Genomic DNA, 25,874 nt, shown 5'->3' on the forward strand with positions numbered 1-25,874 from the left:
ACCCTCGCGTGCACCACTCACTGTCCGCCGCCGCCATGAACCGGATCTGGACGAACATGAACGTCACATGGGAATGCCAAGCCTGTGACCTGCGAAGACTCGGCAGGCCGCATCGGAGAGCCCTCTGACTCACATAGAACTCACATGCTGGCCTCTGGCCGCCGGCCATTGACATGGTTCCCGCAACAGGCCGATGTGCGGTTCATGCGTCCCCGTACGCCTCTCCGCCCAGTTCGAATCCGGCGGTGCCCGCCGTGCTGTCCGCCAGCCAGCTCCGGAATGCCTCCACCTCGGCCTCCGGCAGGCCGATCTCGATGGTGACGGCCTCCCCGTAGCGGACGTCACGCACCTCGCGGCCGGTGGAGCGCAGATCGTTCTGCACCTTGCCCGCCCGCTGGTGGTCGACGGTCACGGTCGCGAGGCGGAATCGTCTGCGCGTGAGGGTTCCGAGGGTGTCCAGTGCCTCTCCCACCGCGCCGCCGTAGGCCCGGATGAGTCCGCCCGCGCCGAGTTTGACGCCTCCGTAGTAGCGCGTGACGACGGCGACGACGTACCGCATGTCGCGGCGCAGCAGCATCTGGAGCATCGGGACGCCCGCGGTGCCGCCCGGTTCGCCGTCGTCGCTCGCCCGCTGTACGGCGGCGTCCGCGCCGATGACGTACGCGAAGCAGTGGTGCGACGCGTCCGCGTGCTCCTTGCGGACGGCCGCGACGAAGTCCTGGGCCTCCCGCTCGGTGGCCGCCGGTGCCAGTGCGCAGAGGAAGCGGGAGCGGTTGATCTCGGTCTCGTGCACCCCTGCGCGGGCCACGGTGCGGTACTCGTCCTGCATCCGCCCAGCGTATGCGCCCGACCGACGCCCCCTCCAGGGGCGCGGGGAACTACGCAATCATGCACGCCCGCCACACCTTCCAGGGGCGCGGGGAACTACGCAATCATGCACGCCCACCACAGCGACACCGCACCCACAAACGCACCTTCCAGGGGCGCGGGGAACTGCGCAATCGTGCACGCCCGCCACAGCGACACCGCACCCACAGACGCGCCTCCGGCGAGAAGCGGCGCCCCGCTATCGCCCCCGCCCGTGGTGCCCCTTCTCGCCGCGCGCCTTCTTCCCCCGCGCCACGATCATGTCCGTGAGCAGGGCCGTGCCGGGGCCCAGGGACGCCCAGCCGATGCCGTGCCAGGCGAGGATCGCGATCGCCGAGGTGGGGAACTTCGTACGGACGTCGTCCAGCGCGCCGTCGAGGCTGTCGCCCGCCAGCGTGAGGACCAGCTCCTCCAGACCGGGGTTGTGCCCGATCAGCAGCAGGGTCTCGGCCTCCGCCGGGGCCTCGCGCACCGCTTCGAGCAACTCGGGCACCTCCGCCCCGTACAGCCGTGCGTCATGGCGTGCCGGAGGGGGTGTGCCCCACTGTGCGGCGGCCAGTTCCCAGGTCTCCCGGGCGCGTACGGCGGTGGAGCAGAGCGCGAGGTCCGGCAGGCAGTCGGCGTCGGCGAGGACGCGTCCGGCGGCCGGGGCGTCCCGGCGCCCGCGCGACGCGAGCGGCCGCTCGTGGTCGGGGACGCCGTCCGGCCAGGCCGACTTGGCGTGCCGCAGCACGACCAGCCGGCGGAGCGGGCCCGCTCCGGCGCGCGCGATCACGCCGGAGCCTCGCGGCCGATGTCCCGGGTCAGCTCCAGACCGAGCAGCCGGTCCGCGTAGGCGTACGTCTCGAAGCGGGCCCCGTCCGGAACGGTCCCCGACGTCTCCACCTTCCGCAGCACCCCCAGTACGGCGGGCACGTCGAGGTCGTCCTCCCAGGCGGCGCGCAGCTGATCCCGTACGGGATCGGGGATGGGTCCCGAGGGCCGGGTGGCCCACCTGGCGACGGCGCCCCGCCAGTGCCTCAACCGGTCCTCGGCGTCCGCGAGATCGGCCGCGCCGAGCCGTAGTTCCTGGCCCCGGGGACGGGCGAGCAGAGCGAGGCGCAGGGCGGCGGCGCTCTCGTCGTCCTGCGCCGCTCCACTCTCGATGTCCGCCGGGGCGACCTCGACGCGCACCCCGCCCGCCGCCTCGTCGCTACGGGTCACGCTGTCGGCCGGCTCGTCGGTCCGGGCGCACACGCGCAGCACCTGGGCCTCACCGAGACCGGGGCCGCTGTCCCGTTCGTCCTCGAACGGCCGGATGCCGAGCGCCCTGGCCCGGGCCCGCAGTTCCGCGCGTCCCTCCGTGCCGGTCAGCACGGTCCACACGGGTGTACCGCCGATCTCCAGGGCCCGTACGAGGACGTCGGCGGTCAGGAGCACGCGCAGGCCGGTGGCGTCAGGGCGCTCCACCCGCGCCTCGACGCGGGTCAGGCCCCGGCGGGTGGGCGTGGCGGTGACGGGGTCGCCTGTTCGGGCGTCGGTGATACGCAGCACGGGCTGAGCGTAGGCGTGCGAGAGGCCGCGCGCAGGGATGCCGACATCATTGCGGACACGTGTGCGCGGATTCCCGGGGGTCGTGCCGGCTCACGGTGCCCAGGAAACGCACGTGCGGGCGGCCGTCGGGACCGTCGCGGTCGTCACGGGTGACGGCGGTCCGTACGCCGTACACCTCGGCGATGAGTTCCTCGGTGAGCACGTCGGTCGGTGTCCCGACGGCCACCACGCGTCCCTCGCGCAGGACGACGAGCCGGTCGCAGTACATCGCCGCGAGGTTGAGGTCGTGCAGGGCGACGACGCTGGTGAGCGGCAGCGAGGTGACGAGGTTCAGCAGGTCGAGCTGGTGCTGGATGTCGAGGTGGTTGGTCGGTTCGTCCAGGAGGAGTTCGCGGGGCTCCTGGGCGAGGGCGCGGGCGATCTGGACGCGTTGGCGTTCGCCGCCGGAGAGGGTGTGCCAGGACTGGTGGGCGCGGCCGGCGAGGCCGGTGCGGGCCAGGGCGTCGCGTACGGCCTCCTCGTCGGCCGGCGACGGGGGCGTCCAGGCGCGGCGGTGCGGTGTGCGGCCGAGGCGTACGACGTCCAGGACGCTCAACTCGACCTGTGTGTCGGCCTGTTGCTCGACCACCGCGATACGGCGGGCGATGTCGCGGCGGCCCAGTTCGCCGAGCGGACTGCCGTCGAGGGTGACCACGCCCGAGGCGGGGGCGAGGACGCCGGAGAGCAGGCGCAGGAGGGTCGACTTGCCGGAGCCGTTCGGGCCGAGGAGGCCGACGGTGGTGCCGGGGGCGGGGCTGATGCTGACGCCGTCCAGGATGACGCGTCCGTCGGCGGTGCGGGTGACGCGCCGGGCCCGGAGGCCGGCATCCGGCCCGGCCTCACCCGTCTCAACACGTTCGACGCCCTCGGTGGTCCCGGCGTGCGTGATGCGCTCCGTCGTCATCGTGTCCTCCGTGTCCGGTACAGCACCAGCACGAACACCGGCACGCCGATGAGTGAGGTGACCACGCCCACGGGCACCTCCTGAGGGTCGAGGACGGTACGGGCCAGGGTGTCCACCCACACCAGGAACACCGCCCCGGCGAGGGCGGCGACCGGCAGCAACCGGGCGTGGCCGGAACCCACCAACGCGCGGGCGGCGTGCGGCAGGACGAGTCCGACGAAGCCGATCGCGCCCGCCGAGCTGACGAGCGCGGCCGTCAGAAGCGCCGTCACGCACAGCAGCACCAGCCGGGTACGGGCCACGGACACCCCGAGGGTCGCGGCGGCGTCCTGGCCGAAGGCGAACGCGTCGAGCGTGCGCGCGTAGCCCAGACAGACCGCGAGCGCGACCACCAGGACCGCGAGGCAGACCCAGACGTCGGTCCAGCCGACCCCGCCCAGCGAGCCGAGCAGCCAGAACAGCACACCGCGGGTGGTCTCGGCGTCGGCGGCGGTCATCACGACGAAGGACGTGAGCGCGGAGAAGAGCTGCATCGCGGCCACACCGCTCAGCACCACGCGGTCCGTCGTCCCGCCGAGGGTGTGGCTGAGCAGCAGGACGAGTCCGAACGACAGCAGCGCTCCGAGGAACGCGCCCGCCGAGACCGACACCAGGCCGCCGCCCGCGCCGAGGACGACCACGACGACCGCGCCGGTCGAGGCTCCGGAGGACACCCCGAGGACGAAGGGGTCGGCGAGCGGGTTGCGCAGCAGGGACTGCATCACCGCGCCGCACACGGCGAGCCCGGCCCCGCAGACGGCGGCCAGCAGGGTGCGCGGCAGCCGCAGCTGCCAGACGATCCCGTCCCGGATGGGGCTCAGCTCCGTACTCCCCCAGCCGAGATGGGACGCGACCACGGACCAGACGTCGGCGACGCGGATGTCCGCCGGGCCGATGGTGATCGCGACGGCGATCGATGCGACGAGCAGTGCCGCGCCGGCCGCGCAGAGCAGTCCCACGCGCGGCCGTGTCACCCGGCGGGTCACCCCGTGAGCCCGAACTCCCGCAGGGCGGCGGCCACTTGTTCGACGCCCTCGACGGTACGGATGGTCGGGTTCATGGCCTGCCCGCTGAGCAGGACGTACCGCTTCTTCTTCACGGCGGTCATGTTCCTGGTGACCGGGTCGGACTCCAGGAACTCGATCTTCTTCTTCGCGGACTCGGCGGTCTGCGACTTGCGGGTCAGGTCGCCGATGACGAGGACGTCGGGGTCGCGGTCGGCGACCGTCTCCCAGTTGATCTGGGGCCATTCCTCGTGGGTGTCGTCGAAGACGTTCTTCGCGCCGAACGCCCGGGTGATGATGCCGGGGGCTCCGCAGCAGCCCGCCATGTAGGGGGACTCAGAGTTGGCGAACCAGTACAGGAGGGAGACGTCCGAGGCGTCGATGCCCTCGGTGGCCTTCCTCATCCGCTGCTTGAGCTCGGCGACGAGCCGGTCGCCCCGCTCCTGCACGCCGAACACCTCGGCCAGGTCATGTATCTCGCCGTAAATGGCGTCGATGCCGAGGGGCTTCTCGCGGGCGCCGTCGCCGTCTCCGGTGTTGTCCTTGCCCGCGCAGTCGGAGGGCGAGACGTACGCGGGTACGCCGAGCTTCTCGAACTGCTCGCGGGTGGCCACGCCTCCCTTGCCGAGCGTGGACACGAACGAGGCGGCGACGAAGTCCGGGTCGGCGTCCAGGACCCGTTCGAAGGACGGGTTGTTGTCGGCGATCCGCTTGACCTTCGCGTCGGCCTTCTCCAGGCCCTTCATCACCGGGTCGGTCCAGGTCGCGGTGCCGGCCATCCGGTCGGCGAGGCCCAGCGAGAACATGATCTCGGTGGTGCCCTGGTTGAGGGAGACGGCCCGGCGCGGCGGGGACTCCACGCGGACGGTGTGGCCGCAGTTGTCCAGGGTGACGGCTGCCGCGGAGTCCTTGCCGGCTGAGCCGGCTGAGCCGGACGAGTCGGCGCCACCGCAGCCGGTCAGCAGAATGGCCCCGGAAACGAGCAGGGCGGCGGGGCGGGCGGAGCGTGCGATGGGCACGGAAGTTCCTCAGACGTCGAGGGCTCGAACGCGGAGCCCGGTCGTACGGTGCTCCCCCGCCGTCTCGGGACCGCGGAGGCCGCCAGCAGGTCTTCGGACTCGGGTTCACCCGGACGAGGCGCCTTCCCGGACCGTCTGTTCGATCCAGTGGCCGATGCCCCGCCCGTCACCCTCACCGCTGCGCGTCAGCTCCGGATTTCCACCGGATTCCCTGACCCACGTACATGGGTTCGACTGGCTTTCGCAAGCTATCACGGCGACTTTCACGGCCACACGGCGCACAAGGCCTGCCGGGCCTTTCAGGGGCGGACCGAGGACAGCCGCTCCGCCGCCGGGCGCGATCTCGGGAATCCCAGGGCCGCGCCCGACGTTGTCCGCCGCAGGCAGACACACCCCCACCCACAGGAGGCGAACCGTGTACGGCGACCCGGCAACGATCCGCAAGATCCTCACCGAGAGCGGCGACACCTGGGCCGTCGTGGGCCTGTCGTCGAACGAACGGCGTGCCGCGTACGGCGTGGCGGACGTGCTCCGGCGCTACGGCAAGCGCGTGGTCCCGGTCCACCCGAAGGCCGAGACGGTCCACGGGGAGAAGGGGTACGCCTCCCTGGAGGACATCCCCTTCGAGGTCGACGTGGTCGACGTCTTCGTCAACAGCGACCTGGCGGGGCCGGTCGCCGACGAGGCCGTGGCCATCGGCGCCAAGGCCGTCTGGTTCCAGCTCGGCGTGATCGACGAGGCCGCGTACGAGCGCACCCGCGAGGCGGGCCTCGACATGGTCATGGACCGGTGCCCGGCGATCGAGATCCCCCGCCTCGGCTGACCCGCCTCGGTCGACCCGCCTCGGCTGAACCGGCGGGGCCGACCCTCCCGGGCCGTCCCGCGACACCGGGACAGCCGCCCCGTTCAGCCGTTGCGGCCCCCGGGCCCGCCTGGCTCGTACGCGCGCCGGTCCGTCCTGGGCGGGGCCTCGAACGCCGAGCCGGACCAGGCGGGCGGTTCCGTGGCCGGAGGGGGCGTCCGGCGGCGGGACGCGGTCCGGTTCCAGTCGCCGTCCCCGAGGACGAGCATCGGGTCGAACATCACCACGACTCCCGCGAGCGCCAGGAAGAGGACCGGGCCGATGAGCATCGGCAGCAGGAGCGAGTGGGCCGAGTCGCCCGAGTCCGGGGTGCCGGCCGCGCCGTGCAGGTGCACACTGACGGCCGCCATCCCCGTGTAGTGCATCCCGGTCACCGCGACGCCCATGACGAGGCTCGCCGCCAGGCTGGTCAGAAAGCCGCGGATCGCGACCGCCGCCCAGAGCGCGGCGGTCGCGGCGACGACGGCGATCAGGACGGAGAGCGCGACGGTACGGGCCTCGTACCGCAGGTCCCCGTTCACACGGATGGCGGCCATTCCTATGTAGTGCATGGCGGCGACCCCGAAGCCGGTGAACGCGCCCGCGAGCAGCAGGGTCGGTGTGCTCGCACCGCGATAGCCGACGGCGAAGACGCCCAGACCGACCACGGCGATCGCCACCGCGAGGCTGAGGATCGTCAGGCCGACGTCGTAGCGGATACGGCTTTCCTCGACCTGGAATCCGATCATGGCGATGAAGTGCATCGTCCAGATGCCGCAGCCGATCGACGCCGCCCCGAGCGCGAGCCAGCCCGGTTTCCACGACTGGTCGTTGCGCAGGGACCGGGTGATGCAGCGCAGCCCCAGGGCGGCTCCCAGACAGGCCATGACATAGGCCGTGAGCGGTGTGACCGTTCCATAACTGAATCCGTCGACCGTACCTTGCATATGCCAACATCCCCCCGGAATACGACTGTTGCGGGGACAGATGTACGTGCCACAACAGGACGACAGCAAGGGGTTTCGTGCAATTGCAGCCAACAGAATTCTGTATCAGTCACTTTTGGTCATGAATAGGCGCCTTTGCGCCGGAGGGAAGCATTCTGGTGGCGCGGCCCAGGACCACGGCCGCTCCCCGCCCCGCCGCGCCCCACCCTCACATCTGAGGCTTCGAGGTCACGGTGAACTGCGCCCCGTCGGGATCCCGCAGCACCGCCTCCGTGGTGGTCGCGCCGTCCCGGACCGTACCGCCGTGATCCAGCGCCGCGCGCACGCAGGCCTCGACGTCCGCGACCGAGAAATGGACCTGCCAGTGGGGCCGGATCGTGGGATCGGGGGCGGCCTCCACCGCGCCGGAGTGGATACGGGCCACCACGTCGCCGTCGCTGCGCAGGACGACCTCGTCCCCGTCGTAGTGCACCTCGCAGCAGCCGGGCCGCGAGGTCGCCCACTCCAGCACCTCGCCGTAGAACATCGCGGCGTCGAAGGCGTTGCGCGTGTGCAGTCGCAAGAAGGCGGGGGCGGCCCGGCGCCAGGTCTTCCAGCCGGCGACGAGCTGGCCCTCCCAGATGCCGAAGACGGCTCCGTCGCGGTCCGCCAGCAGGGCCGCCCGGCCCTGTGGGAAGCCGATGGGGCCGACCGCCGCCGTACCGCCGCGCTCCCGGCCCCGGGCCACCGCCTCGTCGGCACTGTCCACGGCGAAGTACGGGGTCCAGGCGACGGCCATCTGCCACATCGTGGCCACGGCCGCGACGCCCGCGACCGGCACCCCGTCCGCGTAGGCGATCCGGAACCGGTCCATCAGCGCGGTCGTCCGGAACCGCCACCCCAGCACCGCCTGGTAGAAGTCCTCGGCCGCCTGCTGGTCGCGCGCCGTCAGGCTGACCCAGCACGGGGCTCCCGCGACCGAGTGGCTGGAGACGACCTCGTTGCGGACTCTTGCGTCGCTGTTCATGGCAGTACCGTTCCTGAATCGTACCGAGGGGCGTGGGCGGACACCCGACAGCGTCGAAAGCACTAGCCGGGCCGTGGTGCCGTCTTCCTCAGCATCCCCCTCCCGCGCCTCCTTCGCCCGGAGGCGGGCGGGGTCCCACGCCCCGAGTACCCGGCGGTCACGCCCGAAACAAACCGGCGCCCAGGACCGCTCAATCGTGCGCCGGCCTGTCGCTGAGCCGGTGGTCGGCCAGATTCAGCGCCTCGTCGACAACCCGCCGCAGATGCCCGTCCCGCAGCGAATAGATCACCCGGCGGCCCTCCTTGCGTGTGTTGACGAGGCCCGCGAGCCGCAGCCTCGCCAGGTGCTGGCTGACCGCCGGACGGGCGGCCCCGCACCGCTCCGTGAGGGTCGTGACGTCCGCCTCGGCCTCCGCCAGGGCGTGCAGCAGGACGAGACGGGTGCGATCACCCAGGAGGGCGAAGAGTTCGGCGGCGAGGGCGAACTGCTCCTCGCCCGGCGTGCGCGGATGCTCATCGTGCGCAGGTGACAGGTGCATGCGTGCGCTCATACGCACATAATGGTCCGGTGGCGCGGTCGAGTCCACCTCGTCCGTGGACATCCCGGGAAGGAGACCACGTGAGCACCGAGCACGACCACGGGCACGAACGGGAACGCGGGCACGAGCACCGGCACGAGCCCGGTCACCAGCACAGTCAGGGGCACGGGCGCGGGCGCGGCTCAGGGAGCCCGTCCCGGCCGGGGCTCCGGCACCGGCTGACCCATCTCCTCACCCCGCACTCCCACGCGGCCACCGACAAGGTCGACCCCGCCCTGGAGTCCTCCGCCCGGGGCATCCGTACGCTCTGGATCTCGCTGGCCGTCCTCGGCGTGACCGCCGCGGCCCAGGCGGTCGTCGTCGCCCTCTCCGGCTCGGTGGCGCTGCTCGGCGACACCGTGCACAACGCGGCGGACGCGCTCACCGCCGTACCGCTCGGCATCGCCTTCGTGCTGGGCCGGCGAGCAGCGACGCGCCGCTTCACCTACGGCTACGGCCGGGCGGAGGACCTGGCGGGGCTCGTGATCGTGCTGACGATCGCCGCCTCCGCGGTCTTCGCGGGCTGGACGGCGGTCGACCGGCTGCTCGATCCACGCCCCGTCGAGCACCTGCCGGTGGTCGCCGCCGCGGCCGTCATCGGCTTCGTGGGCAACGAGTGGGTGGCCCGCTACCGCATCCGCGTCGGCCGCGCGATCGGCTCGGCCGCGCTGGTCGCGGACGGGCTCCACGCGCGGACGGACGGCTTCACCTCGCTCGCCGTGCTGCTGGGCGCGGGCGGCGCGGCGGTCGGCTGGCAACTCGCGGACCCGGTGGTCGGGTTGGCGATCACGGCGGCCCTGCTGCTGGTGCTGCGCGACGCCGCCCGCGAGGTGTTCCGCCGGGTCATGGACGCGGTCGACCCGGCCCTGCTCGACGCGGCCGAGCGGGCGCTGAGGGACGTACCGGGTGTACGTGGGGTCGGCGAACTGCGGCTGCGCTGGATCGGCCACCGGCTGCGCGCCGAGGTGGCCGTGGTCGTCGACGGGGAGTCGAGCGTCCGTGCTGCCCACCGGGTGGCGGTCGCGGCCGAACACTCCCTGCTGCACGCCGTACCGGGCCTCACCGCGGCCCTGGTGCACGCCGATCCGTCACCCGCGCCGGGCGAGTCGGACCCTCATCTGGCCCTCGCCCACCACGCGACGGGGCCCGCCTGAGCGGTCAGGCGCTCCCGAGTCCCTCCAGGACCACGGCGTTCGGCAGCTCCGCGAAGGCCTTGCCGGGCACGAGCAGCTTCCCGCGCCGCCGGCCGCTGCCCACCAGTACGTACGGCAGGTCGACGACGGCCGAGTCCACCAACACGGGCCAGTGGGCGGGCAGTCCGAGCGGTGTGATGCCGCCGTACTCCATGCCGGTCTCCCCGGTCGCCGTGTCCATCGACGCGAACGACGCCTTGCGTGCGCCGAGTTGCCGCCGGACCACGCCGTTGACGTCGACGCGCGTGGCGGACAGCACCACGCACGCGGCGAGCGTGGTCTCCCCGCCGCGCCTGCCCGCGACGACCACGCAGTTCGCGGACCGGTCCAGGAGTTCCGGACCGTAGTGTTCGAGGAACGTGGCGGTGTCGGCCCACTCCGGCTCGGTGTCCACGTAGACGATCTGCTCGGCGGGGACGCCGCCGCGCCAGTCGCGTACGGCGTCGGCGACCGGGCGGGTCAGCACGTCGAGGCGTTCGGGGGCGGGCGTGGCGTCGTCGAAGTGTCCGAGGGGTGCGCGCATGACGGCACGCTAACAGCCGCGCGAACGGCTCCCACCCGGGGCCTCTGCCGCCCGTACGCAGGGTCCGCGTACGGGCCTCAGTGCACGCCGGGGACCGACACGGCCATGACCATCTCCACGGGTACGTCGCCCGCGTTGCCGTACGTGTGGGGGGTGTCGGCCTCGAAGGAGGCGCTCGAACCGGCCGGGACGCGGTACTCCGTGCCGTCCACGGTGAGCGCCAGTTCGCCCTTCGTGACGTGGATGAGTTCGACCGTGCCCGTGGGGTGCGGGTCCGAGGGGCTGCCCTCGCCCGGCATCAGCAGCCAGTCCCACATCTCCAGGGGGCCGGGTGCCTCGGTGCCCGCGAGGAGCCGGTTGTAGCTGCCCGCGTCCGTGTGCCAGAGCCGTACGGCCTGCTCCGCCGGGACGATCCGGACCTTCGGGCCCTGCTCGTAGTCGAGCAGGGTGGTGATGCTGATGCCGAGCGCGTCGCCGATCTTGACGACGGTGCCGAGGCTGGGGTTGGTGCGGGCCTGCTCGATCTGGATGAGCATGCCGCGGCTGACCCCTGCGCGGGCGGCGAGGGTGTCGAGGGTGAAGCCGCGCTCGGTGCGCCAGCGCTTGACGTTGCGCGCCAGTGACTGGGTCAGGAGGTCGAGGTCCGACACATTCCGTCCAATATTCTGGATGACAGAGTCCAATGAGTTGCACTACGGTGAGGTGCACCAGATCGTCCACCGAACTGTACTGCGGTACGGGACCGCGAGACTGCGAGGTATGTGATGACGGCGCTGTTCGCCGTGGCCACCAGCTTCCTGTGGGGGCTGGCCGACTTCGGCGGCGGCTTGCTGACACGGCGCACTCCCGCGTTGACGGTGGTGGTCGTCTCGCAGTCGATCGCCGCGGTGGTGCTGGGCGTGATCGTCCTCGTGACGGGCGCGTGGAGCGAGACGGGCCCCCGGTTGTGGTTCGCGGTGGCGGCGGGCCTGGTCGGGCCCGTCGCGATGCTGGCCTTCTACAAGGCCCTCGCGCTCGGCCCGATGGGGGTCGTCTCTCCGCTCGGCTCGATCGGGGTCGCCGTGCCGGTGGGGGTCGGGCTCGCCCTCGGGGAGCGTCCCGGGCCGATGCAGTTCGTGGGGATCGCGGTCGCCGTCGCGGGGGTCGTACTGGCGGGGGGTCCGCATTTCAGGGGTGCGCCCGTGCAGCGGCAGGCCGTGCTGCTCACCTTGCTCGCGGCGTTCGGCTTCGGGGCGGTGATGGCGCTGATCGCGGCGTCGTCGTCGACGCTCACCGGTCTCTTTCTGGCGCTCTTCGTCCAGCGCGTCACCAATGTCGCCGCCGGTGGCGCGGCGCTGTGCGTGTCCGTGCGGCGGGGCGGCGTGGCTCCGCCGAGGGTCGCCTGGCGGTGGCTGCCGGCCTTCGCGTTCGTGGGGCTCGCGGATGTGGCCGCCAACGGCACGTATGCGCTGGCCGCTCAGCGGGGGCCGGTGGTGGTGGCCGCGGTTCTTGCCTCGCTGTATCCGGTGGTCACGGCGCTGGCCGCACGCGGTTTCCTCCGGGAGCGGCTGCGTGGCGTCCAGGCGGCCGGGGCGGGGCTCGCGCTGCTTGGCAGCATGCTGCTCGCCACGGGGTGAGGGCGGGCGCCGGCCTGTGCCCACGCCTTGGCCCCGCCTGGGCCTCGGCCCACGCCTGGGCCGGTGCGTCGGCTGCGGGCGGGCCGCGGCTGAGCGCGCCGTTCCCCGCGCCCCTGTCGGGGCTCCGCTAGGGGTCCGTGTGTGCGTCGTCTGTTGCTTTCAGCGCTGCGATGCTCTTCGCGTCCAGTTCGGACAGGGCCAGGAGTTGTTCCGGGGTGATGTTGTCGGGGATCGGGGTCGGGGCCGGGGTCCGCAGAGGTGGTTGCCAGCCTTCGGCCGGGGTCCAGCGGCGGACGACCCGGGCCGGCGCCCCGGCCACCACCGCGTGGTCGGGGACCAGGCCGCGTACCACCGCGCCGGCCGCCACCACGACGTTCCGTCCGATCCGCGCCCCCGGCAGGATCACCGCGCCCGTGCCGATCCAGCAGCCGGGGCCGATCTCCACCGGCTCCATCCGCGGCCACTGCTTGCCGATGGGCATCTGCGGATCGTCGTACGAGTGGTTCGTGGACGTCACGTACACATAGGGACCGAAGTAGCAGTCGCTGCCGATCGTGACCGTCGTGTCGGCGATGACATGGCTGCCGCGGCCGAGGACGACGCCGTTGCCGACCCGCAGTATGGGCTCGGCCCCGAGGTCGAGGTCGGGCATCAACCCGGCGGTCAGAGTGACCTGTTCGCCGATGATGCAGTGGTCGCCGAGGTGGATCCACGGCTCACCGAACACCGTGCCCTGCGGGAAGGCCAGCCTGGTGCCCGTCCCCATCGCGCCGAAGCGCAGCCGTCCCGGCCGCTCGGCCGTCACCGCGCCGGTCCGCTGCACCCAGGCCCAGCCCGCGTGGACGGCCCGCTGAACGAGGCGGCTCCGCCGGGACGAGAACGTGTTCTTGCTCTTGGGCACCCGCACACCGTACTCAGCGTCATGTCCGCCCACGGGCTCGTACGGCTGTGATCTTCGCCCCACGGCCACGGACCTGCGGTTCACCCGCTACGGATGATGCGCCCGCGCCCCGTCGCCGAAGTCACCACCGATGCGGTGATCCGCGGGCTGCCGGCCGCGGTGGTCGACCGGACAGCGGCCCGGCCGGACCTCGCCGCCGGTGTCTCGGCCGCATCGTCCGCGACACCGGCGGCGGACTGACCGGCAGCTCCGTGGGCGACCGGTTGCCGGGCCTGCGCGTCGCCGGCCGCTCAGGCCGGCTGCCGGGTGTCCCCCGCGCCCGCGTCGGTCCAGGATCTCGCCCCGGCCCCCGCCGCCCGCCACGACGGGACGGGACGGGCGGTCACAGGCCGGCCCTCTGCCGGGGCAGCATGGCCGCGGCGCCGAGCCCGGCCAGGCCTACGAAGGCCAGGACGCCCAGGGCCACGGCGTACGGTCCCGCGGCGGGGTCGGCGACGAGGATCGTGCCGGCGATCGCCGTGCCGAGCGACGAGCCGAGGTTCGACACACTGCGGGAGAGCCCCGAGATCTCGCCCTGCCGCTCCTCGCCGAAGCTCGACTGGACGACGTTGACCGACGGGGTGAGCATCACACCGAGCCCCAGGCCGATGAGGAGCAGTCCGGGTGTGAAGGCCCAGATGCCCGGCGAGCCCGCGGCCAGCGCGATGAGCAGACCGATCCCGCAGACCGTGACGCCGAAGCCCACGACGATGAGCGTCCGCTGCGGCCACCGCTTCACCAGGCGCGCGGCGGCCAGCGACGCCGTGAGCAGGCCGACGGTGGCCGCCGTGAAGATGACACCGGTGCGTATCGCGTCGTATCCGCGCACGACCTGGAGGTACGCGGCCACCACGAACGACACCCCCATCAGCATCAGCCACTGGGCGTGCTGGGTGATGAGCCCGAGGTTGGACGTGCGGTCGTGGAACAGGCTCGTCGAGAACAGTGGTTCCCGCCCCGAGCGCTCCCTCGCGCGCACCCACTGGAAGAGCCGGACGAGGACGAGCGCGCCGAGCCCCAGCAGCCCCGCCGTCACCCAGCCGTTGTCGTCGGCGGCCAGGATGCCCATGACGACGAGCACGAGGCCGACTGCGGACAGGACCGCTCCGCCGGTGTCGAAGCGGCGGTCCGGCTCCGGTGGCAGCGGGTCCCGGACGTGGCGGCTCAGCAAGATGATCAGCGCGACGACCGCCGCCTGGAAGACGAAGGCGGCCCGCCAGCCGATCGCCGAGGTGATGAGCCCCCCGATCAGCGGTCCCGCGGCGGCGCCGATGCCGCCCAGCGCCATGACGGTACCGAACGCGCGGGCCCGGGAGGTCACCTCGGTGAACAGGAGCGTGACGAGGATGTAGACGGGCGGGATGAGCAGGGCCGTACCGATTCCCTGGAGGATCGAGTAGCCGAGGGCGAGGACACCCAGGCCCGGAGCGAGCGCGCTGAGCACGGCTCCCACGCCGTAGACGGTGAGGCCGGCGAGGAAACAGCGCTTGCGGCCGTAGCGGTCGGTCAGCCTGCCGCCCGGGATCATCAGCGCCGCCATCGTCAGCAGGAAGACCGTGATGACGGTCTGCACGCCCTGGACGGTGGTGTCCAGGTCCTCGCTGATGTCGTTGATCATGACGTTCATGTTGGAGCCGGCGTAACTGCAGATGAACTGGGCGAGGGCGAGCGGGGCCAGGACGCGTCGCGCGGTACGCGACGCCTGTCCCGAGGACTCCGTTTCGGGGGGTTTCGGCGGCATGGCCATGTCGGCTCCCGGACGCTCGGATGCGGATATCCTCCGTGGCGGCCGGTCGCCCGTCATCACCCCTGCGAGGTGACGACGGGTTCGTGCGCCACGGAGTAGACGTCTATGAGCGAGGGACCGGGCGGAGGGCCGCGATGCCAGGTGACAGGAAGAGCGCTCCGAGCGTCCCGCCCGGGCTGCGTGCGCTTCTGGCCTATCGGCGGGAATGGCTCGTCAAGGACGTCGTCGCAGGGGTCGTCCTCACCACGCTGCTGGTGCCGCAGGGCATGGCGTACGCCGAGCTGGCGGGGCTGCCGGCGATCACCGGGCTCTACACGTCGGTTCTCTGCCTGCTCGCCTACGCGGTGTTCGGCCCGTCACGGATTCTGGTGCTCGGCCCGGACTCCTCGCTGGGCCCGATGATCGCCGCCACCGTCCTGCCCCTGATCGTCGCGGGAGGGGACAGCGAACGTGCCGTGGCGCTCGCCTCGATGCTCGCGCTCATGGTCGGGGCGATCACGCTCCTGGCGGGGGTGGCCAAGCTCGGCTTCATCGCCGACCTGATCTCCAAGCCCACGATGATCGGCTACATGAACGGCCTGGCGCTCACCATCCTGATCGGGCAGCTGCCGAAGCTGTTCGGCTTCAGGACGGACGCCGACGGGCTGCTCGGCGAGGTCGGGGACTTCTTCCAGGGGCTGGCCGACGGGAAGGCGGTCCCGGCCGCCGTGGCGGTGGGCGGTACGGGGATCGTGCTGATCCTGGTCCTGCAGCGGTGGCTGCCGAAGGTGCCGGCGGTCCTCGTCATGGTGCTGCTGGCCATCGCCGCGACCTCGCTCTTCGACCTGGGCCGGCACGGCGTCGGCCTGGTCGGTGAACTGCCCCGGGGCTTCCCGCCGCTGACCTGGCCCGGCATCCGCTGGGACGACCTCGGCCCGCTCTTCGTCGGCGCCCTGGGCATCGCGCTCGTCTCGCTCGCCGACACCATCTCCAACGCCTCGGCGTTCGCCACCCGCACGGGCCAGGAGATCCGCGGCAACGAGGAGATGACCGCGATCGGCGCGGCGAACGTGGCGGCCGGACTGTTCCAGGGCTTCCCCGTCAGCACGAGCGGGTCACGGACGGCCGTCGCCGAACGGGCGGGCGCCCGGAGTCAGCTCACCGGGGTCGTCGGAGCCGGCCTGATCGTTCTCATGCTGGTGCTGCTTCCCGGGCTGTTCCGCAATCTGCCCCAGCCCGCGCTGGCCGCGGTGGTGATCACGGCGTCGCTGTCCCTGGCCGACCTCTCGGGGACGGTACGGCTGTGGCGTCAGCGCAGGACGGAGTTCCTGCTGGCGATCGCGGCCTTCCTGGGCGTGGCCCTGCTCGGCGTGCTGCCGGGGATCGGCGTCGCCGTCGGTCTGTCGATCCTCAATGTCTTCCGGCGGGCCTGGTGGCCGTACAACACCGTCCTCGGCCGGGTGCCGGGACTTGAGGGCTACCACGACGTCCGCTCGTACCCGCAGGCCGAGCATCTGCCCGGACTGGTGATCCACCGCTTCGACGGTCCCCTGTTCTTCGCCAACGCCAAGGCCTTCCGCAACGAGGTGACGCGGCTGGCCCTCGGCGAACCGCGGCCCGTCTGGGTGCTGATCGCGGCCGAGCCGGTGACCGACGTGGACACCACGGCCGCCGACGAACTGGAGGAGTTGGACGAGGCGCTCAACGCGCGGGGCATCAGCCTGGTGTTCGCCGAGCTGAAGGATCCGGTGCGGCGCAAGATCGAGCGGTACGAACTGACGCGCACCATCGATCCGCGGCACTTCTTCCCCACCATCGAGGCCGCCGTCGCCGCCTATCGGGAGAAGACCGGCGCCCGGTGGACGGCGACGGACCGGCCGCCGTCCCAGGACTGACCGCGCTCGCACCACCTCTGCGGCGCCGGGCGGCCGTGCCTCGCCCGGGGCGGGTGACACGGACCCGGAGGGCCGGGCCGGCGGTCCATCGCCTACCGTGCCGGTGTACCGACGACGAGGAGACAGTGATGACGCACGAGGCGCTGGTCATGGGGATCGGCGGCAAGGATCCGCGGGTGGACCCGGAGGCGTTCGTGGCGCCCACGTCCGTGGTCATCGGGGACGTCACCCTGCGGCCGGGCGCGAGCGTCTGGTACGGCGCGGTGCTGCGCGCGGACTGCGGTCCGATCGTGATCGGCGCCGACAGCAACGTCCAGGACAACTGCACGCTCCATGTCGACCCGGGTTTTCCGATCACCATCGGGGAGCGGGTGTCCATCGGGCACAACGCCGTGGTGCACGGGGCGGTTGTCGAGGACGACTGTCTGGTGGGGATGGGGGCGACGGTCCTCAACGGGGCGGTGATCGGAGCCGGGTCGCTCGTCGCGGCTCAGGCGTTGGTGCCGCAGGGGATGCGGGTGCCGCCCGGGTCGCTCGTAGCCGGTGTTCCCGCCAAGGTGAGGCGGGAACTCAGCGCGGAGGAGCGGGAGGGGGTTTCGCTCAACGGGGTGTTCTACGTGGAGTTGGCGAAAGCCCACCGGGCGGCTCACGAGGAAGGGTAGGCGGGGGTCGTCGGTCTGGTGCGGGTCCGTTGTGGCCGGTCGCGCAGTTCGCCGCGTCCCTCAAAAAAGGTGCGGCTCCGCCCGCCCTTTTTTGCAGGCGGTCTCAGTCCGTCGCCGGGACCGGCTCCGCCGCAGCCGTCTCCTGCTCGGCCTCCGCCGTCATCCTCTTCGCCTTGCGCTTCATGATCAGCATGGAGGCGGCGCCGATGAGGACGGCGAGTACCAGGCCCAGCCAGGAGAAGCGCTTGAGCCAGGATTCGGCCACCACGCCGACGTAGTAGATGACCGCCGTGGTGCCGCCCGCCCAGATGATCCCGCCGAGGACGTTGGCGATCAGGAACTTCCAGTACGGCATGCGCAGCACACCCGCGAGCGGGCCCGCGAAGATCCGCAGCAGGGCGATGAAGCGGCCGAAGAAGACGGCCCACATGCCCCACTTCTCGAAGGACCGCTCGGCGGTGGCGATATGGCCCTCGCCGAAGTGCTTGGGGAACTTCGCGCCGAGCCAGGCCAGCAGCGGGCGCCCGCCCTTGCGGCCGATGGCGTAGCCGATGGAGTCACCGATGATCGCGCCCGCTGTCGCGCAGGCGCCGAGGATGACGGGGTCGATGTCACCGTGCTGGGAGGCGAGCAGCGCCGAGGAGACGAGGATGATCTCACCCGGCAGCGGGATGCCCAGGCTCTCCAGGCCGATGACCAGGCCCACCAGCGCGTAGATGCTGACCGCAGGCACGGTCTCTAGCCATTCCTGGACGTGCAACGCCGGTTCCTCCCCATCACCGCGGTCCGGGCCGGGCCCGGCGTGCGCTCGGTCATGCGCACGCCGGGCAGCCTACCGGTTCACGCCCCCTGCCCGACGGCCCGTCGGGGGCTCATACGGCCACCGTCGTACGGAGCCGCAGGTCACGCGACGATGCCCCGACCCATACGGTCCGCCGCCCGGTACCGAGCGCCCAGCCGGGCCCGCGCGGGTCCCACGAGGACAGCGTGCGTTCGTCGACGCGCACGGTGATCCTGCGCGACTCCCCCGCCCTCAGCGCGAGCCGCCGGTAGCCGCTCAGCACGCGTACCGCCCGCTCGACGCGCAGGTCCGGCGAGGGGCCCACGTAGACCTGCGGGATGTCGACGCCGTCCCGCCGCCCGGTGTTGCGCACGGTGAAGACGACGTCCAGCCCGTCCCCGGTCCGTTCCACCACCAGATCCTCGTACGCGAAGGAGGTGTACGAGAGTCCGTGCCCGAACGGGAACAGCGGCCGTACGCCCTTGGCGTCGTACCAGCGGTAGCCGGCGTGGATGCCCTCGGAGTACTCCTCGACGCCGCCCACACCCGGGTAGCGGCGTGGTTCGCCGGCGACCGGGTGGCTCTCGTCGTCGGCCGGGAAGGACTGGGTGAGCCGTCCGCCGGGGTCGCAGTCGCCGAACAGGACGGCCGCGGTGGCCGCCGCGCCCTCCTGGCCCGGGTAGTACATCTGCAGCACGGCGGCGGTGCGCTCCAGCCAGGGCATCGCGGTCGAGGAGGAGGTGTTGAGGACGACGGTGGTGCGCGGGTTCGCGGCGGTCACCGCCTCGATCAGGTCCGGCTGGTGGCCGGGGAGCGCGAGAGTCGTGCGGTCCTGGTTCTCGGTGGCGTCCTCGTAGGCGAACAGGACGACGCTGTGCGCGGCCGACGCGGCCCGCACGGCCTCGGCCACGTCCTGGGCGCGGGTCGCGCCGGTGACGCGCCGCAGCCGGAACGTCTGCCCCGCGTCCCCGCCCTTCGCGGTGATCTCGATCCGGTGCCCGCCAGGGGTGAGATCGACGGTCCTGCGCCGGACCGCCAGGCCGTCGGGGGCGGCCGACACCAGTCCGCCGGCGAACTGCTCGGCGAGCCCGGCCACGACGGGGAAGAGTTCCGTTCCGTCCAGGAGCACCCTCGGCCGCGTACCGGAGTAGTGGATGACGAAGGTCCACTCGTCGGCGTCCTCGACGGTGAGGGTCCCGTCGTACGTCCAGGTCTTCCCGGCGGCGATCCGCTGGGCCTCGGGGGCGATGCCCGCCGAGAGCGCGTTCTTCGGCAGGGGTTTGCCGAAGAGGTCCTCGCCGAGTGCGTACGAGACCCGGGCGCCCTCGCCCGCGCGGGACCTGATGGCGTCCAGTGGGCTGTCGGCGTGGTCGGGGACGACGTGGGCGCTGCCGCCGCCGCTGACGAACGGGAGGGAGCCGGTGGGACCGACGACGGCGATGCTGCGGGCGCCCTCGCCGGTGAGGGGCAGGGTGCCGTTCTCGTTGTGCAGGAGGGTCGCGCCCGCCTTGGCGACCTCCAGGGCGACGGCCGCGCCCGCCGCCGGGTCCCGGCGCGGGCGGGGCGGGGCACTGCCGTCGAGCAGGCCGAAGTCGTCCATCGCGGTCAGGACGCGGCGTACGGACCGGTCGACGTACTCCTCGGAGACGCCGCCGTCCTGGACCGCCTTCTTCAGGGCGGCCCCGAAGTACCTGCTGTTCGGCATCTCCATGTCGAGGCCCGCGGTGAGCGAGGCGACGGTGCTGTGGGCCGCGTACCAGTCGGTCATCACCCAGCCCTCGAAGCCCCAGCGGTCGCGCAGGATCCCGGTGAGGAGTTCCTTGTTCTCGCAGGCGTAGACGCCGTTGACCTTGTTGTAGGCGCCCATGGCCGCGCGGGCGCCGGCGCCGACGGCGGCCTCGAAGCCGCGCAGTTCGACCTCGTTGAGGGTCTGCTCGTCGACCCGGACGTCGACGGTCTCGCGGTCCTTCTCCTGGTTGTTCATCGCGTAGTGCTTGACGGTCGCGATGAGGCCCTCGCCCTGGATCCCCTTGATCTCCTCGGCGACCAGGTCGGCGGAGAGCAGCGGGTCCTCGCTGAACGTCTCGAAGTTGCGGCCCGCGTACGGGGTGCGGACCAGGTTGACCATCGGGGAGAGCAGGACGTCCTGGCCGAGGGCGCGGCCCTCGTGGCCGATGACCCGTCCGTAGCGGCGGGCCAGGCCGGGATCGAAGGCGGAGGCGAGCAGGACGGGTGCGGGCAGGGCGGTGGCGCGCTGTTTGACGCGGACGCCGGCGGGGCCGTCGGCGAGGCGCAGGGGCGGGATGCCGAGCCGTGCCACGCCGGGTACGTGACCGGCCTGGCCGAGGGACTCCGGGTCGGGGGCGCCGTGCAGCAGGGAGATCTTCTCGTCCAGGGTGAGCTGGGCGAGCAGGCCCTCCACACGGCGGCCGGCGGCCGGCTCCCGTACGGCCGCCCGGGCGGGCGCGGGACTGCCGGTGGTCGCGGCGAGGGCCACGGCGGTCGCGCCGCCCAGCAGGCGCAGGACGGAACGCCGGGACACGGGCCGCCGGGAGACGGGCCGCCGGGAGACAGGGTCGGACATGAGGCGTCACTCCTCGTTGGGTGCGGGCACGAGGAGGTGAACCGCGGGGCGCGCGGGCGGCCGTCATGGTTCGCCCTCCGGACGCACTATGCGACAAAAGCGACTTGTCGCAGTGTTAGGCGCCACCGTCGCAGCAGAAAATGCGACCGCACCGATCGGTGAGAACGTCTGCCAGTACGTCGGTCAGAACGTCGGGCCGGCCAGGGACTGTTCCGTCCAGATGATCTTGCCGTCCTGGGTGTAGCGGGTCCCCCAGCGCTGGGTGCACTGCGAGACCAGGAAGAGACCGCGGCCACCCTCGTCGGTCGTCTTCGGATGGCGCAGGTGCGGGGCCGTGGGGCTGGCGTCCCACACTTCGCAGACCAGGGTCCTCGACATGATCAGCCGCAGCCTGATGGGGCCGTCCGCGTGCCGGATCGCGTTGGTGAACAGCTCGCTGACGACGAGTTCGGTCGTGAAGGTCAGCTCGTCGAGACCCCATTCGCACAGCTGGCGCGAGGTGCGCTTGCGGACCTCGGCGACCGAGGCAGGGTCACCCGGCAGCTCCCAGGACACCGTCCGGTCCGCCGGCAGGCGGCGGGCGCGGGCCATCAGCAGCACCACGTCGTCCGGCGGGCGCGCGGGGACCAGGGCGTCGACCACGGCCAGACAGCGTTCGTCGAGGTCGGGAGCGCGCCGTCCGAGCACGCGGCGCAGCCGTTCCCGGTCGGCGTCGGCGTCCCGTCGGTCCGCGGGCCCCTCGGCGGCGAGCAGGCCGTTGGTGCACAGGGCGAGCACACTGCCTTCGGCGAGCCGCAGCTCGACCGACTCGAAAGGCGGTCCGCCGACGCCCAGTTCGGGCCCCTGCGGCAGTTCGGGGAAGTCCACCGTGCCGTCCGGGGCGACGACGGCGGGCAGGCCGTGGCCGGCGGCGGCCATCGACAGCCTCCCGCCGACCGGGTCGTACACGGCGTACAGGCAGCTGGCGCCCTTCGCGCGGGTGCCGTCGGCGCGGGGTGCCGTCCCCGGGTCGTCCTCCTGTCCGGCCCGGTCGACCAGGTCGTCGAGGTGGGCCAGCACTTCCTCGGGCGGCAGGTCCAGGTCGGCGAGGGTCTGTACGGCGGCGCGCAGCCGGCCCATCGCGGCGGCGGCCTCGATGCCGTGCCCGACGACGTCACCCACCACGAGCGCGACCCGGGCGCCGGACAGCGGGATGACGTCGAACCAGTCCCCGCCGAGGCCCGTCAGCTCGTCGGCCGGCCGGTAGCAGGCGGCGACCTCCATCGCGTCCTGTTCGGGCAGCCGGTGCGGCAGCAGATGGCGTTGCAGGACGAGCGCCGCGTCGCGTTCGCGGGTGTAGCGGCGGGCGTTGTCGAGGCACAGGGCGGCGCGGGCCACGAACTCCTCGGCGAGGCCCAGGTCGTCGTGGTCGAAGGGCTCCTCGCGGCGGCTGCGGAAGAACGTGGTGATGCCGAGCGTGGTGCCGCGGGCCCGGACGGGCAGGATCATCGCGGTGTGCGGTCCGGGGCCGGGGAAGTCGGCGGCCCCGCCCCGGGGCGGGTCGGCGGTCCACGCCGCGGCCGGCGGGTCGAGGCGCTCCTCGATCCAGGACCTGCCGCCGGTCAGGGCGGTGATCGGGGGTGAGTCGGCGCGGTACCGGGCCACCTGGCCGATTCCGACGGAGGTCTCCGGGCCCTCGTCGTCGACCGAGCGGTGGCCGGCCCGGCGCAGGGGGACGGCGTCCGGCCCGCCCAGGGGTCCCCCCGTCGGTCCGGGCGCCGGCTCACCGCCTTCGAGGACGGTCTCCAGCAGGTCGACGGTGACGAGGTCGGCGAGTCCCGGTACCGCGATGTCGGCCAGTTCCTGGGCGGTGCGGGTGACGTCCAGGGTGCGGCCGATGCTCTTGCCCGCCCGGTCCAGGAGGGTGAGGCGCGCGCGGGCCCGAAAGCGCTCGGTGACGTCCACGACGGTGTAGTACACGCCGAGCGGGGTGCCCTGGTCGTCGTCGAGCCGGGTGAAGGACATGGCGTGGGCGGTCTCCCGGTGCGGTGCCGAGCGGACCGTACCGACGTGTTCGTAGCCCGCGACGGTCTCGCCGGTCTCCAGGACCTGGCGCATCACCGCTTCCAGGGCGGCGGCGTCCAGTCCTGGTTGTATGTCCGCGAGCCGCTTGCCGATGCGCTCGTGCCCGGGTCCGCCGCCGAACTGCTCCAGCGCGGTGTTCGACCAGACGAAGCGCAGATCGGTGTCGACGATGGCGATGCCGATCGGCGAGTGGGCGGCCATCCGCTCCAGCACCCCTCGGCTCATGCCCCAGCCCGGGGTACCCGCGGTGTCGGCGGCCAGGGCCACCCAGCGGGGCGGGCCGTCCCCGGCCTCCACGGCGGGCAGCACCCGTACGGTGGCGACGACCGGGTGGCCGTCCCGGTGGCGCACCGCGAGGAGTCCGGTCCAGCGGCCGTCCCGCACGCACCGGCGGGCCAGGCCGGGCAGGCGCGCGGCGTCCTCGGGCATCAGCAGGTCCGCCACGGAACGGCCCACGGTCTCGGCGCTTCGGTAGCCGAACAGCCGTTCGGCGTCCGCGGTCCAGCCGGACACCGCCACGCGGGCGTCCAGCAGCACCACCGCGGCATCCGCCACGTCGAACCGACGCGCCGCCACGCCGCTCTCCTCGCTCGTCGACACCCTGACCCTCTCCGTCGCTGGGAGTGGTCTTCCCACGCCACGGTCGATGCACCCGCGCCGCACGGGCCCAACGTACCGCCGTGGAGGGCTGGTGAGCCCGGCAAACGCACCCGATCAGGGGCGGACGAGCAACTGGAAGTCGAAGGTGTAGCGGGCCGCCCGGTAGACGTGGGTCCCGTACTCCACGGCCCGTCCGGTGTCGTCGTAGGCCGTGCGCCGCATGGTGAGCAGCGCGGCTCCCGCGGGCTCGTCGAGCAGTACGCCCTCCGCGGCGGTGGCGCTTCGGGCGCCCACGGTCTGGTGGGCGCTGTGCAGGGTGATGCCGGCGGACTTCATCAGCCGGTAGAGGCCGGTCGCCTCAAGTCTCCCGGTGTCCAGGTCGAGGAGGGTGGCGGGCAGGTGGTTGCGGAGGTGGGCCACGGGTTCGCCGTGGGTGGTGCGCAGCCGTTCGAGCACGATGACGTCCCGGCCCTCGGGGATGCCGAGGGCCGCGGCGACCTCCGCCGAGGCCGACTCGATCTCGTTGCGCAGCACCCGGGTGGCGGGGCTCTGCCCGGCGGCGGCCAGGTCGTCGTACAGGCTGCTCAGTTCCAGTGAGCGTCTGACCTGGCTGTGCACCACCTGGGTGCCGATGCCCCTGCGGCGTACCAGCAGGCCCTTCTCCACCAGGGACTGGATCGCCTGGCGGACGGTGGGCCGGGACAGGCCGAGCCGCGCGGCGATGTCCACCTCGTTGCCCAGCAGGTCGCCCGGGGCGAGCGCCCCGTGCTCGATCGCCGACTCCAGTTGCTGGGCGAGCTGGTAGTAGAGCGGGATCGGGCTGCCCCGGTCCAGGGCGACCTCCAGCCGGTCGAAGGCCCCGGCGGTGGCCGGACGTGTGGTTCCGGTCTCTGCCACTCGTGCCCCTTCCTCGGACGTACGTACGCAGGCGGCTCAGGCGGAGAGTCAGGAATGGCTCGGGAAGCCGAGGTTGATGCCGCCGCTGTCGGCCGGGTCGGGCCAGCGGGTGGTGATGACCTTGCCCTGGGTGTAGAAGGCGACGCCGTCATTGCCGTAGATGTGGTGGCCGCCGAAGAGGGAGTCCTTCCAGCCGCCGAAGGAGTGGTAGCCGACCGGGACGGGGATCGGCACGTTGACGCCGACCATGCCCGCCTGGACCTCCAGCTGGAAGCGGCGGGCGGCGCCGCCGTCCCGGGTGAAGATCGCGGTGCCGTTGCCCCAGCGGGAGGCGTTGATCAGTGCGATGCCCTCGTCGTAGGTCTCGGCGCGGACCACGCACAGCACCGGGCCGAAGATCTCGTCCCGGTAGGCGTCCGCGGTGACCGGGACCCGGTCGAGGAGCGAGACGCCGAGGAAGAAGCCGTCCTCGTGGCCGGGCACGGTGAAGCCGGTGCCGTCCACGACGACCTCGGCGCCCTGGGCGGCGGCGCCCGCGACGTACGAGGCGACCTTGTCGCGGTGCTCGCGGGTGATGAGCGGGCCCATCTCGGAGGCCGGGTCGCTGCCGGGGCCGATCTTCAGGCCCTTGGCCCGCTCGGCGATCTTCTCGACCAGTTCGTCCCCGGTGTCGCCGACGGCGACGACGACCGAGACGGCCATGCAGCGCTCGCCGGCCGAGCCGTACGCCGCGCTGATGGCCTGGTCGGCGGCGAAGTCCAGGTCGGCGTCGGGCAGGACGAGCATGTGGTTCTTGGCGCCGCCGAGGGCCTGGACGCGCTTGCCGTGCTCGATGCCCTTGAGCTGGATGTACTTGGCGATGGGCGTGGAGCCGACGAAGGAGACGGCCGTGATGTCCGGGTGCTCCAGGAGGCGGTCGACGGCCGCCTTGTCACCGTGGACGACGTTGAGGACGCCGTCCGGCAGTCCGGCCTCGGAGGCCAGCTCGGCGAGCCGGTAGGAGGCGGACGGGTCCTTCTCGCTCGGCTTGAGCACGAAGGTGTTGCCGCACGCGATGGCGAGCGGGAACATCCACATCGGCACCATGGCGGGGAAGTTGAACGGCGTGATGCCCGCGACGACACCGAGGGGCTGGCGGATCGCGGCCACGTCGACCCGGGTGGAGACCTGGGTGGACAGTTCGCCCTTGAGCAACTGCGGGACGGAGCAGGCGAGTTCGACGATCTCCATGCCCCGGGCGACCTCGCCGAGCGCGTCCGGGTGCACCTTGCCGTGCTCGGCGGTGATCAGCTCGGCGATCTCGTCGCGGTGCGCGTCGAGCAGTTCGCGGTACTTGAAGAGGACCGAGGTGCGCTTGGCGAGCGAGGCGGTGCCCCAGCTCCCGAAGGCGGCCTTCGCGGAGGCGACGGCGGCGTCCACCTCGTCCACGGAGGCGAAGGGCACCTGCTTCTCCTGGGCGCCCGTGGCGGGGTTGTACACGGGGCCGAAGCGGTCGGAGGCACCCGCGACGGGCTTCCCGCCGATCCAGTGGTCGATGTTCTTCATGGGATGCGGGTCCTTTTCACGAGCGGGAGGTTCAGCGCGGGGAGGTGCGGGCGGGAGACGGGGACGGCACGG

24 protein-coding genes and 1 riboswitch are annotated in these 25,874 nt (G+C 72.5%); of the genes, 6 read left to right on the plus strand and 18 right to left on the minus strand.

Going from position 1 to position 25,874, the window contains the following annotated elements; all coding sequences use genetic code 11:
* Positions 1-202: 202 nt before the first annotated feature.
* The 6 genes from ACH4DZ_RS24905 to ACH4DZ_RS24930 form a co-directional block, all read right to left on the minus strand.
* Positions 203-829 (minus strand): YigZ family protein, encoded by a 627-nt coding sequence (locus tag ACH4DZ_RS24905; RefSeq protein ID WP_398289515.1) that lies wholly within the window; start codon positions 827-829, stop codon positions 203-205.
* A gap of 237 nt (positions 830-1,066) precedes the next feature.
* Positions 1,067-1,642, minus strand: a complete 576-nt coding sequence (locus ACH4DZ_RS24910) for a SixA phosphatase family protein (protein WP_398289516.1) — start codon at positions 1,640-1,642, stop codon at positions 1,067-1,069.
* Entirely contained in the window at positions 1,639-2,400 is a 762-nt protein-coding gene (locus ACH4DZ_RS24915) for a hypothetical protein (RefSeq protein ID WP_398289517.1), read from the minus strand. The genes ACH4DZ_RS24910 and ACH4DZ_RS24915 overlap by 4 nt, the downstream gene beginning before the upstream one ends.
* Before the next feature lie 46 nt (positions 2,401-2,446).
* Positions 2,447-3,343 carry an ABC transporter ATP-binding protein gene (locus tag ACH4DZ_RS24920; protein ID WP_398289518.1) on the minus strand — a complete coding sequence of 299 codons (897 nt, stop codon included), beginning with the start codon at positions 3,341-3,343 and terminating at the stop codon, positions 2,447-2,449.
* Positions 3,340-4,356, minus strand: a complete 1,017-nt coding sequence (locus ACH4DZ_RS24925; RefSeq protein WP_398289519.1) for a FecCD family ABC transporter permease — start codon at positions 4,354-4,356, stop codon at positions 3,340-3,342. Before ACH4DZ_RS24925 ends, ACH4DZ_RS24920 begins: the two co-directional genes overlap by 4 nt.
* Positions 4,357-4,364: 8 nt before the next feature.
* Entirely contained in the window at positions 4,365-5,405 is a 1,041-nt protein-coding gene (locus tag ACH4DZ_RS24930) for an ABC transporter substrate-binding protein (protein ID WP_398289520.1), read from the minus strand.
* Between the two features lie 66 nt (positions 5,406-5,471).
* Positions 5,472-5,659: riboswitch (cobalamin riboswitch) on the minus strand.
* Positions 5,660-5,820: 161 nt separating this feature from the next.
* On the opposite strand from ACH4DZ_RS24930, the gene ACH4DZ_RS24935 reads away from it, so the two are divergent.
* Positions 5,821-6,228 carry a CoA-binding protein gene (locus ACH4DZ_RS24935; protein ID WP_398289521.1) on the plus strand — a complete coding sequence of 136 codons (408 nt, stop codon included), beginning with the start codon at positions 5,821-5,823 and terminating at the stop codon, positions 6,226-6,228.
* Positions 6,229-6,311: 83 nt separating this feature from the next.
* Here ACH4DZ_RS24935 and ACH4DZ_RS24940 read toward each other — a convergent pair whose 3' ends face one another.
* The 3 genes from ACH4DZ_RS24940 to ACH4DZ_RS24950 form a co-directional block, all read right to left on the minus strand.
* Positions 6,312-7,193, minus strand: a complete 882-nt coding sequence (locus ACH4DZ_RS24940; RefSeq protein ID WP_398289522.1) for an MHYT domain-containing protein — start codon at positions 7,191-7,193, stop codon at positions 6,312-6,314.
* Positions 7,194-7,401: 208 nt separating this feature from the next.
* Positions 7,402-8,199 (minus strand): VOC family protein, encoded by a 798-nt coding sequence (locus tag ACH4DZ_RS24945; protein ID WP_398289523.1) that lies wholly within the window; start codon positions 8,197-8,199, stop codon positions 7,402-7,404.
* A 190-nt stretch (positions 8,200-8,389) separates the two neighbouring features.
* Positions 8,390-8,749, minus strand: a complete 360-nt coding sequence (locus ACH4DZ_RS24950) for an ArsR/SmtB family transcription factor (protein ID WP_398289524.1) — start codon at positions 8,747-8,749, stop codon at positions 8,390-8,392.
* A 68-nt stretch (positions 8,750-8,817) separates the two neighbouring features.
* Here ACH4DZ_RS24950 and ACH4DZ_RS24955 point away from each other — a divergent pair, with 68 nt between their 5' ends.
* Positions 8,818-9,930, plus strand: a complete 1,113-nt coding sequence (locus ACH4DZ_RS24955) for a cation diffusion facilitator family transporter (protein WP_398289525.1) — start codon at positions 8,818-8,820, stop codon at positions 9,928-9,930.
* Between the two features lie 4 nt (positions 9,931-9,934).
* Here the strand turns inward: ACH4DZ_RS24955 and ACH4DZ_RS24960 are convergent, their stop codons facing one another.
* Together ACH4DZ_RS24960 and ACH4DZ_RS24965 are read right to left on the minus strand one after the other, a co-directional pair.
* On the minus strand, positions 9,935-10,492 hold the full coding sequence (locus ACH4DZ_RS24960) for a YbaK/EbsC family protein (protein WP_398289526.1): 558 nt from the start codon (positions 10,490-10,492) through the stop codon (positions 9,935-9,937).
* 77 nt (positions 10,493-10,569) lie between these two features.
* The gene (locus ACH4DZ_RS24965; RefSeq protein WP_398289527.1) at positions 10,570-11,142 is read right to left on the minus strand and encodes a helix-turn-helix domain-containing protein; all 573 of its coding nucleotides are present in this window, start codon (positions 11,140-11,142) and stop codon (positions 10,570-10,572) included.
* Between the two features lie 114 nt (positions 11,143-11,256).
* Between ACH4DZ_RS24965 and ACH4DZ_RS24970 the strand changes: the two genes are divergently transcribed.
* Positions 11,257-12,108, plus strand: a complete 852-nt coding sequence (locus ACH4DZ_RS24970) for an EamA family transporter (RefSeq protein WP_398289528.1) — start codon at positions 11,257-11,259, stop codon at positions 12,106-12,108.
* A gap of 127 nt (positions 12,109-12,235) precedes the next feature.
* Here the strand turns inward: ACH4DZ_RS24970 and ACH4DZ_RS24975 are convergent, their stop codons facing one another.
* Complete coding sequence (locus tag ACH4DZ_RS24975) at positions 12,236-13,009, minus strand: acyltransferase (protein WP_398289529.1); 774 nt, start codon at positions 13,007-13,009, stop codon at positions 12,236-12,238.
* A 93-nt stretch (positions 13,010-13,102) separates the two neighbouring features.
* On the opposite strand from ACH4DZ_RS24975, the gene ACH4DZ_RS24980 reads away from it, so the two are divergent.
* Positions 13,103-13,249: a hypothetical protein gene (locus ACH4DZ_RS24980; protein ID WP_398289530.1), complete on the plus strand. Its 147-nt coding sequence runs from the start codon at positions 13,103-13,105 to the stop codon at positions 13,247-13,249.
* 142 nt (positions 13,250-13,391) lie between these two features.
* Here ACH4DZ_RS24980 and ACH4DZ_RS24985 read toward each other — a convergent pair whose 3' ends face one another.
* On the minus strand, positions 13,392-14,789 hold the full coding sequence (locus ACH4DZ_RS24985; RefSeq protein WP_398289592.1) for an MFS transporter: 1,398 nt from the start codon (positions 14,787-14,789) through the stop codon (positions 13,392-13,394).
* 140 nt (positions 14,790-14,929) lie between these two features.
* Between ACH4DZ_RS24985 and ACH4DZ_RS24990 the strand changes: the two genes are divergently transcribed.
* Together ACH4DZ_RS24990 and ACH4DZ_RS24995 are read left to right on the plus strand one after the other, a co-directional pair.
* Positions 14,930-16,669: a SulP family inorganic anion transporter gene (locus ACH4DZ_RS24990; RefSeq protein ID WP_398289531.1), complete on the plus strand. Its 1,740-nt coding sequence runs from the start codon at positions 14,930-14,932 to the stop codon at positions 16,667-16,669.
* A 128-nt stretch (positions 16,670-16,797) separates the two neighbouring features.
* On the plus strand, positions 16,798-17,331 hold the full coding sequence (locus ACH4DZ_RS24995; protein ID WP_398289532.1) for a gamma carbonic anhydrase family protein: 534 nt from the start codon (positions 16,798-16,800) through the stop codon (positions 17,329-17,331).
* Positions 17,332-17,434: 103 nt separating this feature from the next.
* Here the strand turns inward: ACH4DZ_RS24995 and ACH4DZ_RS25000 are convergent, their stop codons facing one another.
* From ACH4DZ_RS25000 to ACH4DZ_RS25020, 5 genes are all read right to left on the minus strand, one after another.
* Entirely contained in the window at positions 17,435-18,091 is a 657-nt protein-coding gene (locus ACH4DZ_RS25000) for a DedA family protein (RefSeq protein WP_398289533.1), read from the minus strand.
* Between the two features lie 112 nt (positions 18,092-18,203).
* The gene (locus ACH4DZ_RS25005; RefSeq protein WP_398289534.1) at positions 18,204-20,696 is read right to left on the minus strand and encodes a beta-glucosidase; all 2,493 of its coding nucleotides are present in this window, start codon (positions 20,694-20,696) and stop codon (positions 18,204-18,206) included.
* 183 nt (positions 20,697-20,879) lie between these two features.
* Positions 20,880-23,360, minus strand: coding sequence for a SpoIIE family protein phosphatase (locus tag ACH4DZ_RS25010; RefSeq protein ID WP_398289535.1), 2,481 nt, complete (start codon positions 23,358-23,360; stop codon positions 20,880-20,882).
* A gap of 114 nt (positions 23,361-23,474) precedes the next feature.
* Positions 23,475-24,257 carry a GntR family transcriptional regulator gene (locus ACH4DZ_RS25015; protein WP_398289536.1) on the minus strand — a complete coding sequence of 261 codons (783 nt, stop codon included), beginning with the start codon at positions 24,255-24,257 and terminating at the stop codon, positions 23,475-23,477.
* Between the two features lie 48 nt (positions 24,258-24,305).
* On the minus strand, positions 24,306-25,802 hold the full coding sequence (locus ACH4DZ_RS25020; RefSeq protein WP_398289537.1) for a CoA-acylating methylmalonate-semialdehyde dehydrogenase: 1,497 nt from the start codon (positions 25,800-25,802) through the stop codon (positions 24,306-24,308).
* Between the last annotated feature and the right edge of the window lie 72 nt (positions 25,803-25,874).

Source organism: Streptomyces sp. NPDC017991 (assembly GCF_044328075.1).
In the GTDB taxonomy this organism is placed as follows: domain Bacteria; phylum Actinomycetota; class Actinomycetes; order Streptomycetales; family Streptomycetaceae; genus Streptomyces.

Bases quoted from the DNA above. Each gene is read 5' to 3' on its own strand.
- ACH4DZ_RS24920 (WP_398289518.1), bottom strand. From the start codon at position 3,343: ATGACGACGGAGCGCATCACGCACGCCGGGACCACCGAGGGCGTCGAA.
- ACH4DZ_RS25020 (WP_398289537.1), bottom strand. From the start codon at position 25,802: ATGAAGAACATCGACCACTGGATCGGCGGGAAGCCCGTCGCGGGTGCC.
- ACH4DZ_RS24940 (WP_398289522.1), bottom strand. From the start codon at position 7,193: ATGCAAGGTACGGTCGACGGATTCAGTTATGGAACGGTCACACCGCTC.
- ACH4DZ_RS24905 (WP_398289515.1), bottom strand. From the start codon at position 829: ATGCAGGACGAGTACCGCACCGTGGCCCGCGCAGGGGTGCACGAGACC.
- ACH4DZ_RS24995 (WP_398289532.1), top strand. From the start codon at position 16,798: ATGACGCACGAGGCGCTGGTCATGGGGATCGGCGGCAAGGATCCGCGG.
- ACH4DZ_RS24970 (WP_398289528.1), top strand. From the start codon at position 11,257: ATGACGGCGCTGTTCGCCGTGGCCACCAGCTTCCTGTGGGGGCTGGCC.
- ACH4DZ_RS25005 (WP_398289534.1), bottom strand. From the start codon at position 20,696: ATGTCCGACCCTGTCTCCCGGCGGCCCGTCTCCCGGCGGCCCGTGTCC.
- ACH4DZ_RS24960 (WP_398289526.1), bottom strand. From the start codon at position 10,492: ATGCGCGCACCCCTCGGACACTTCGACGACGCCACGCCCGCCCCCGAA.
- ACH4DZ_RS24980 (WP_398289530.1), top strand. From the start codon at position 13,103: ATGATGCGCCCGCGCCCCGTCGCCGAAGTCACCACCGATGCGGTGATC.
- ACH4DZ_RS24945 (WP_398289523.1), bottom strand. From the start codon at position 8,199: ATGAACAGCGACGCAAGAGTCCGCAACGAGGTCGTCTCCAGCCACTCG.
- ACH4DZ_RS24950 (WP_398289524.1), bottom strand. From the start codon at position 8,749: ATGAGCGCACGCATGCACCTGTCACCTGCGCACGATGAGCATCCGCGC.
- ACH4DZ_RS24990 (WP_398289531.1), top strand. From the start codon at position 14,930: ATGCCAGGTGACAGGAAGAGCGCTCCGAGCGTCCCGCCCGGGCTGCGT.
- ACH4DZ_RS24985 (WP_398289592.1), bottom strand. From the start codon at position 14,789: ATGCCGCCGAAACCCCCCGAAACGGAGTCCTCGGGACAGGCGTCGCGT.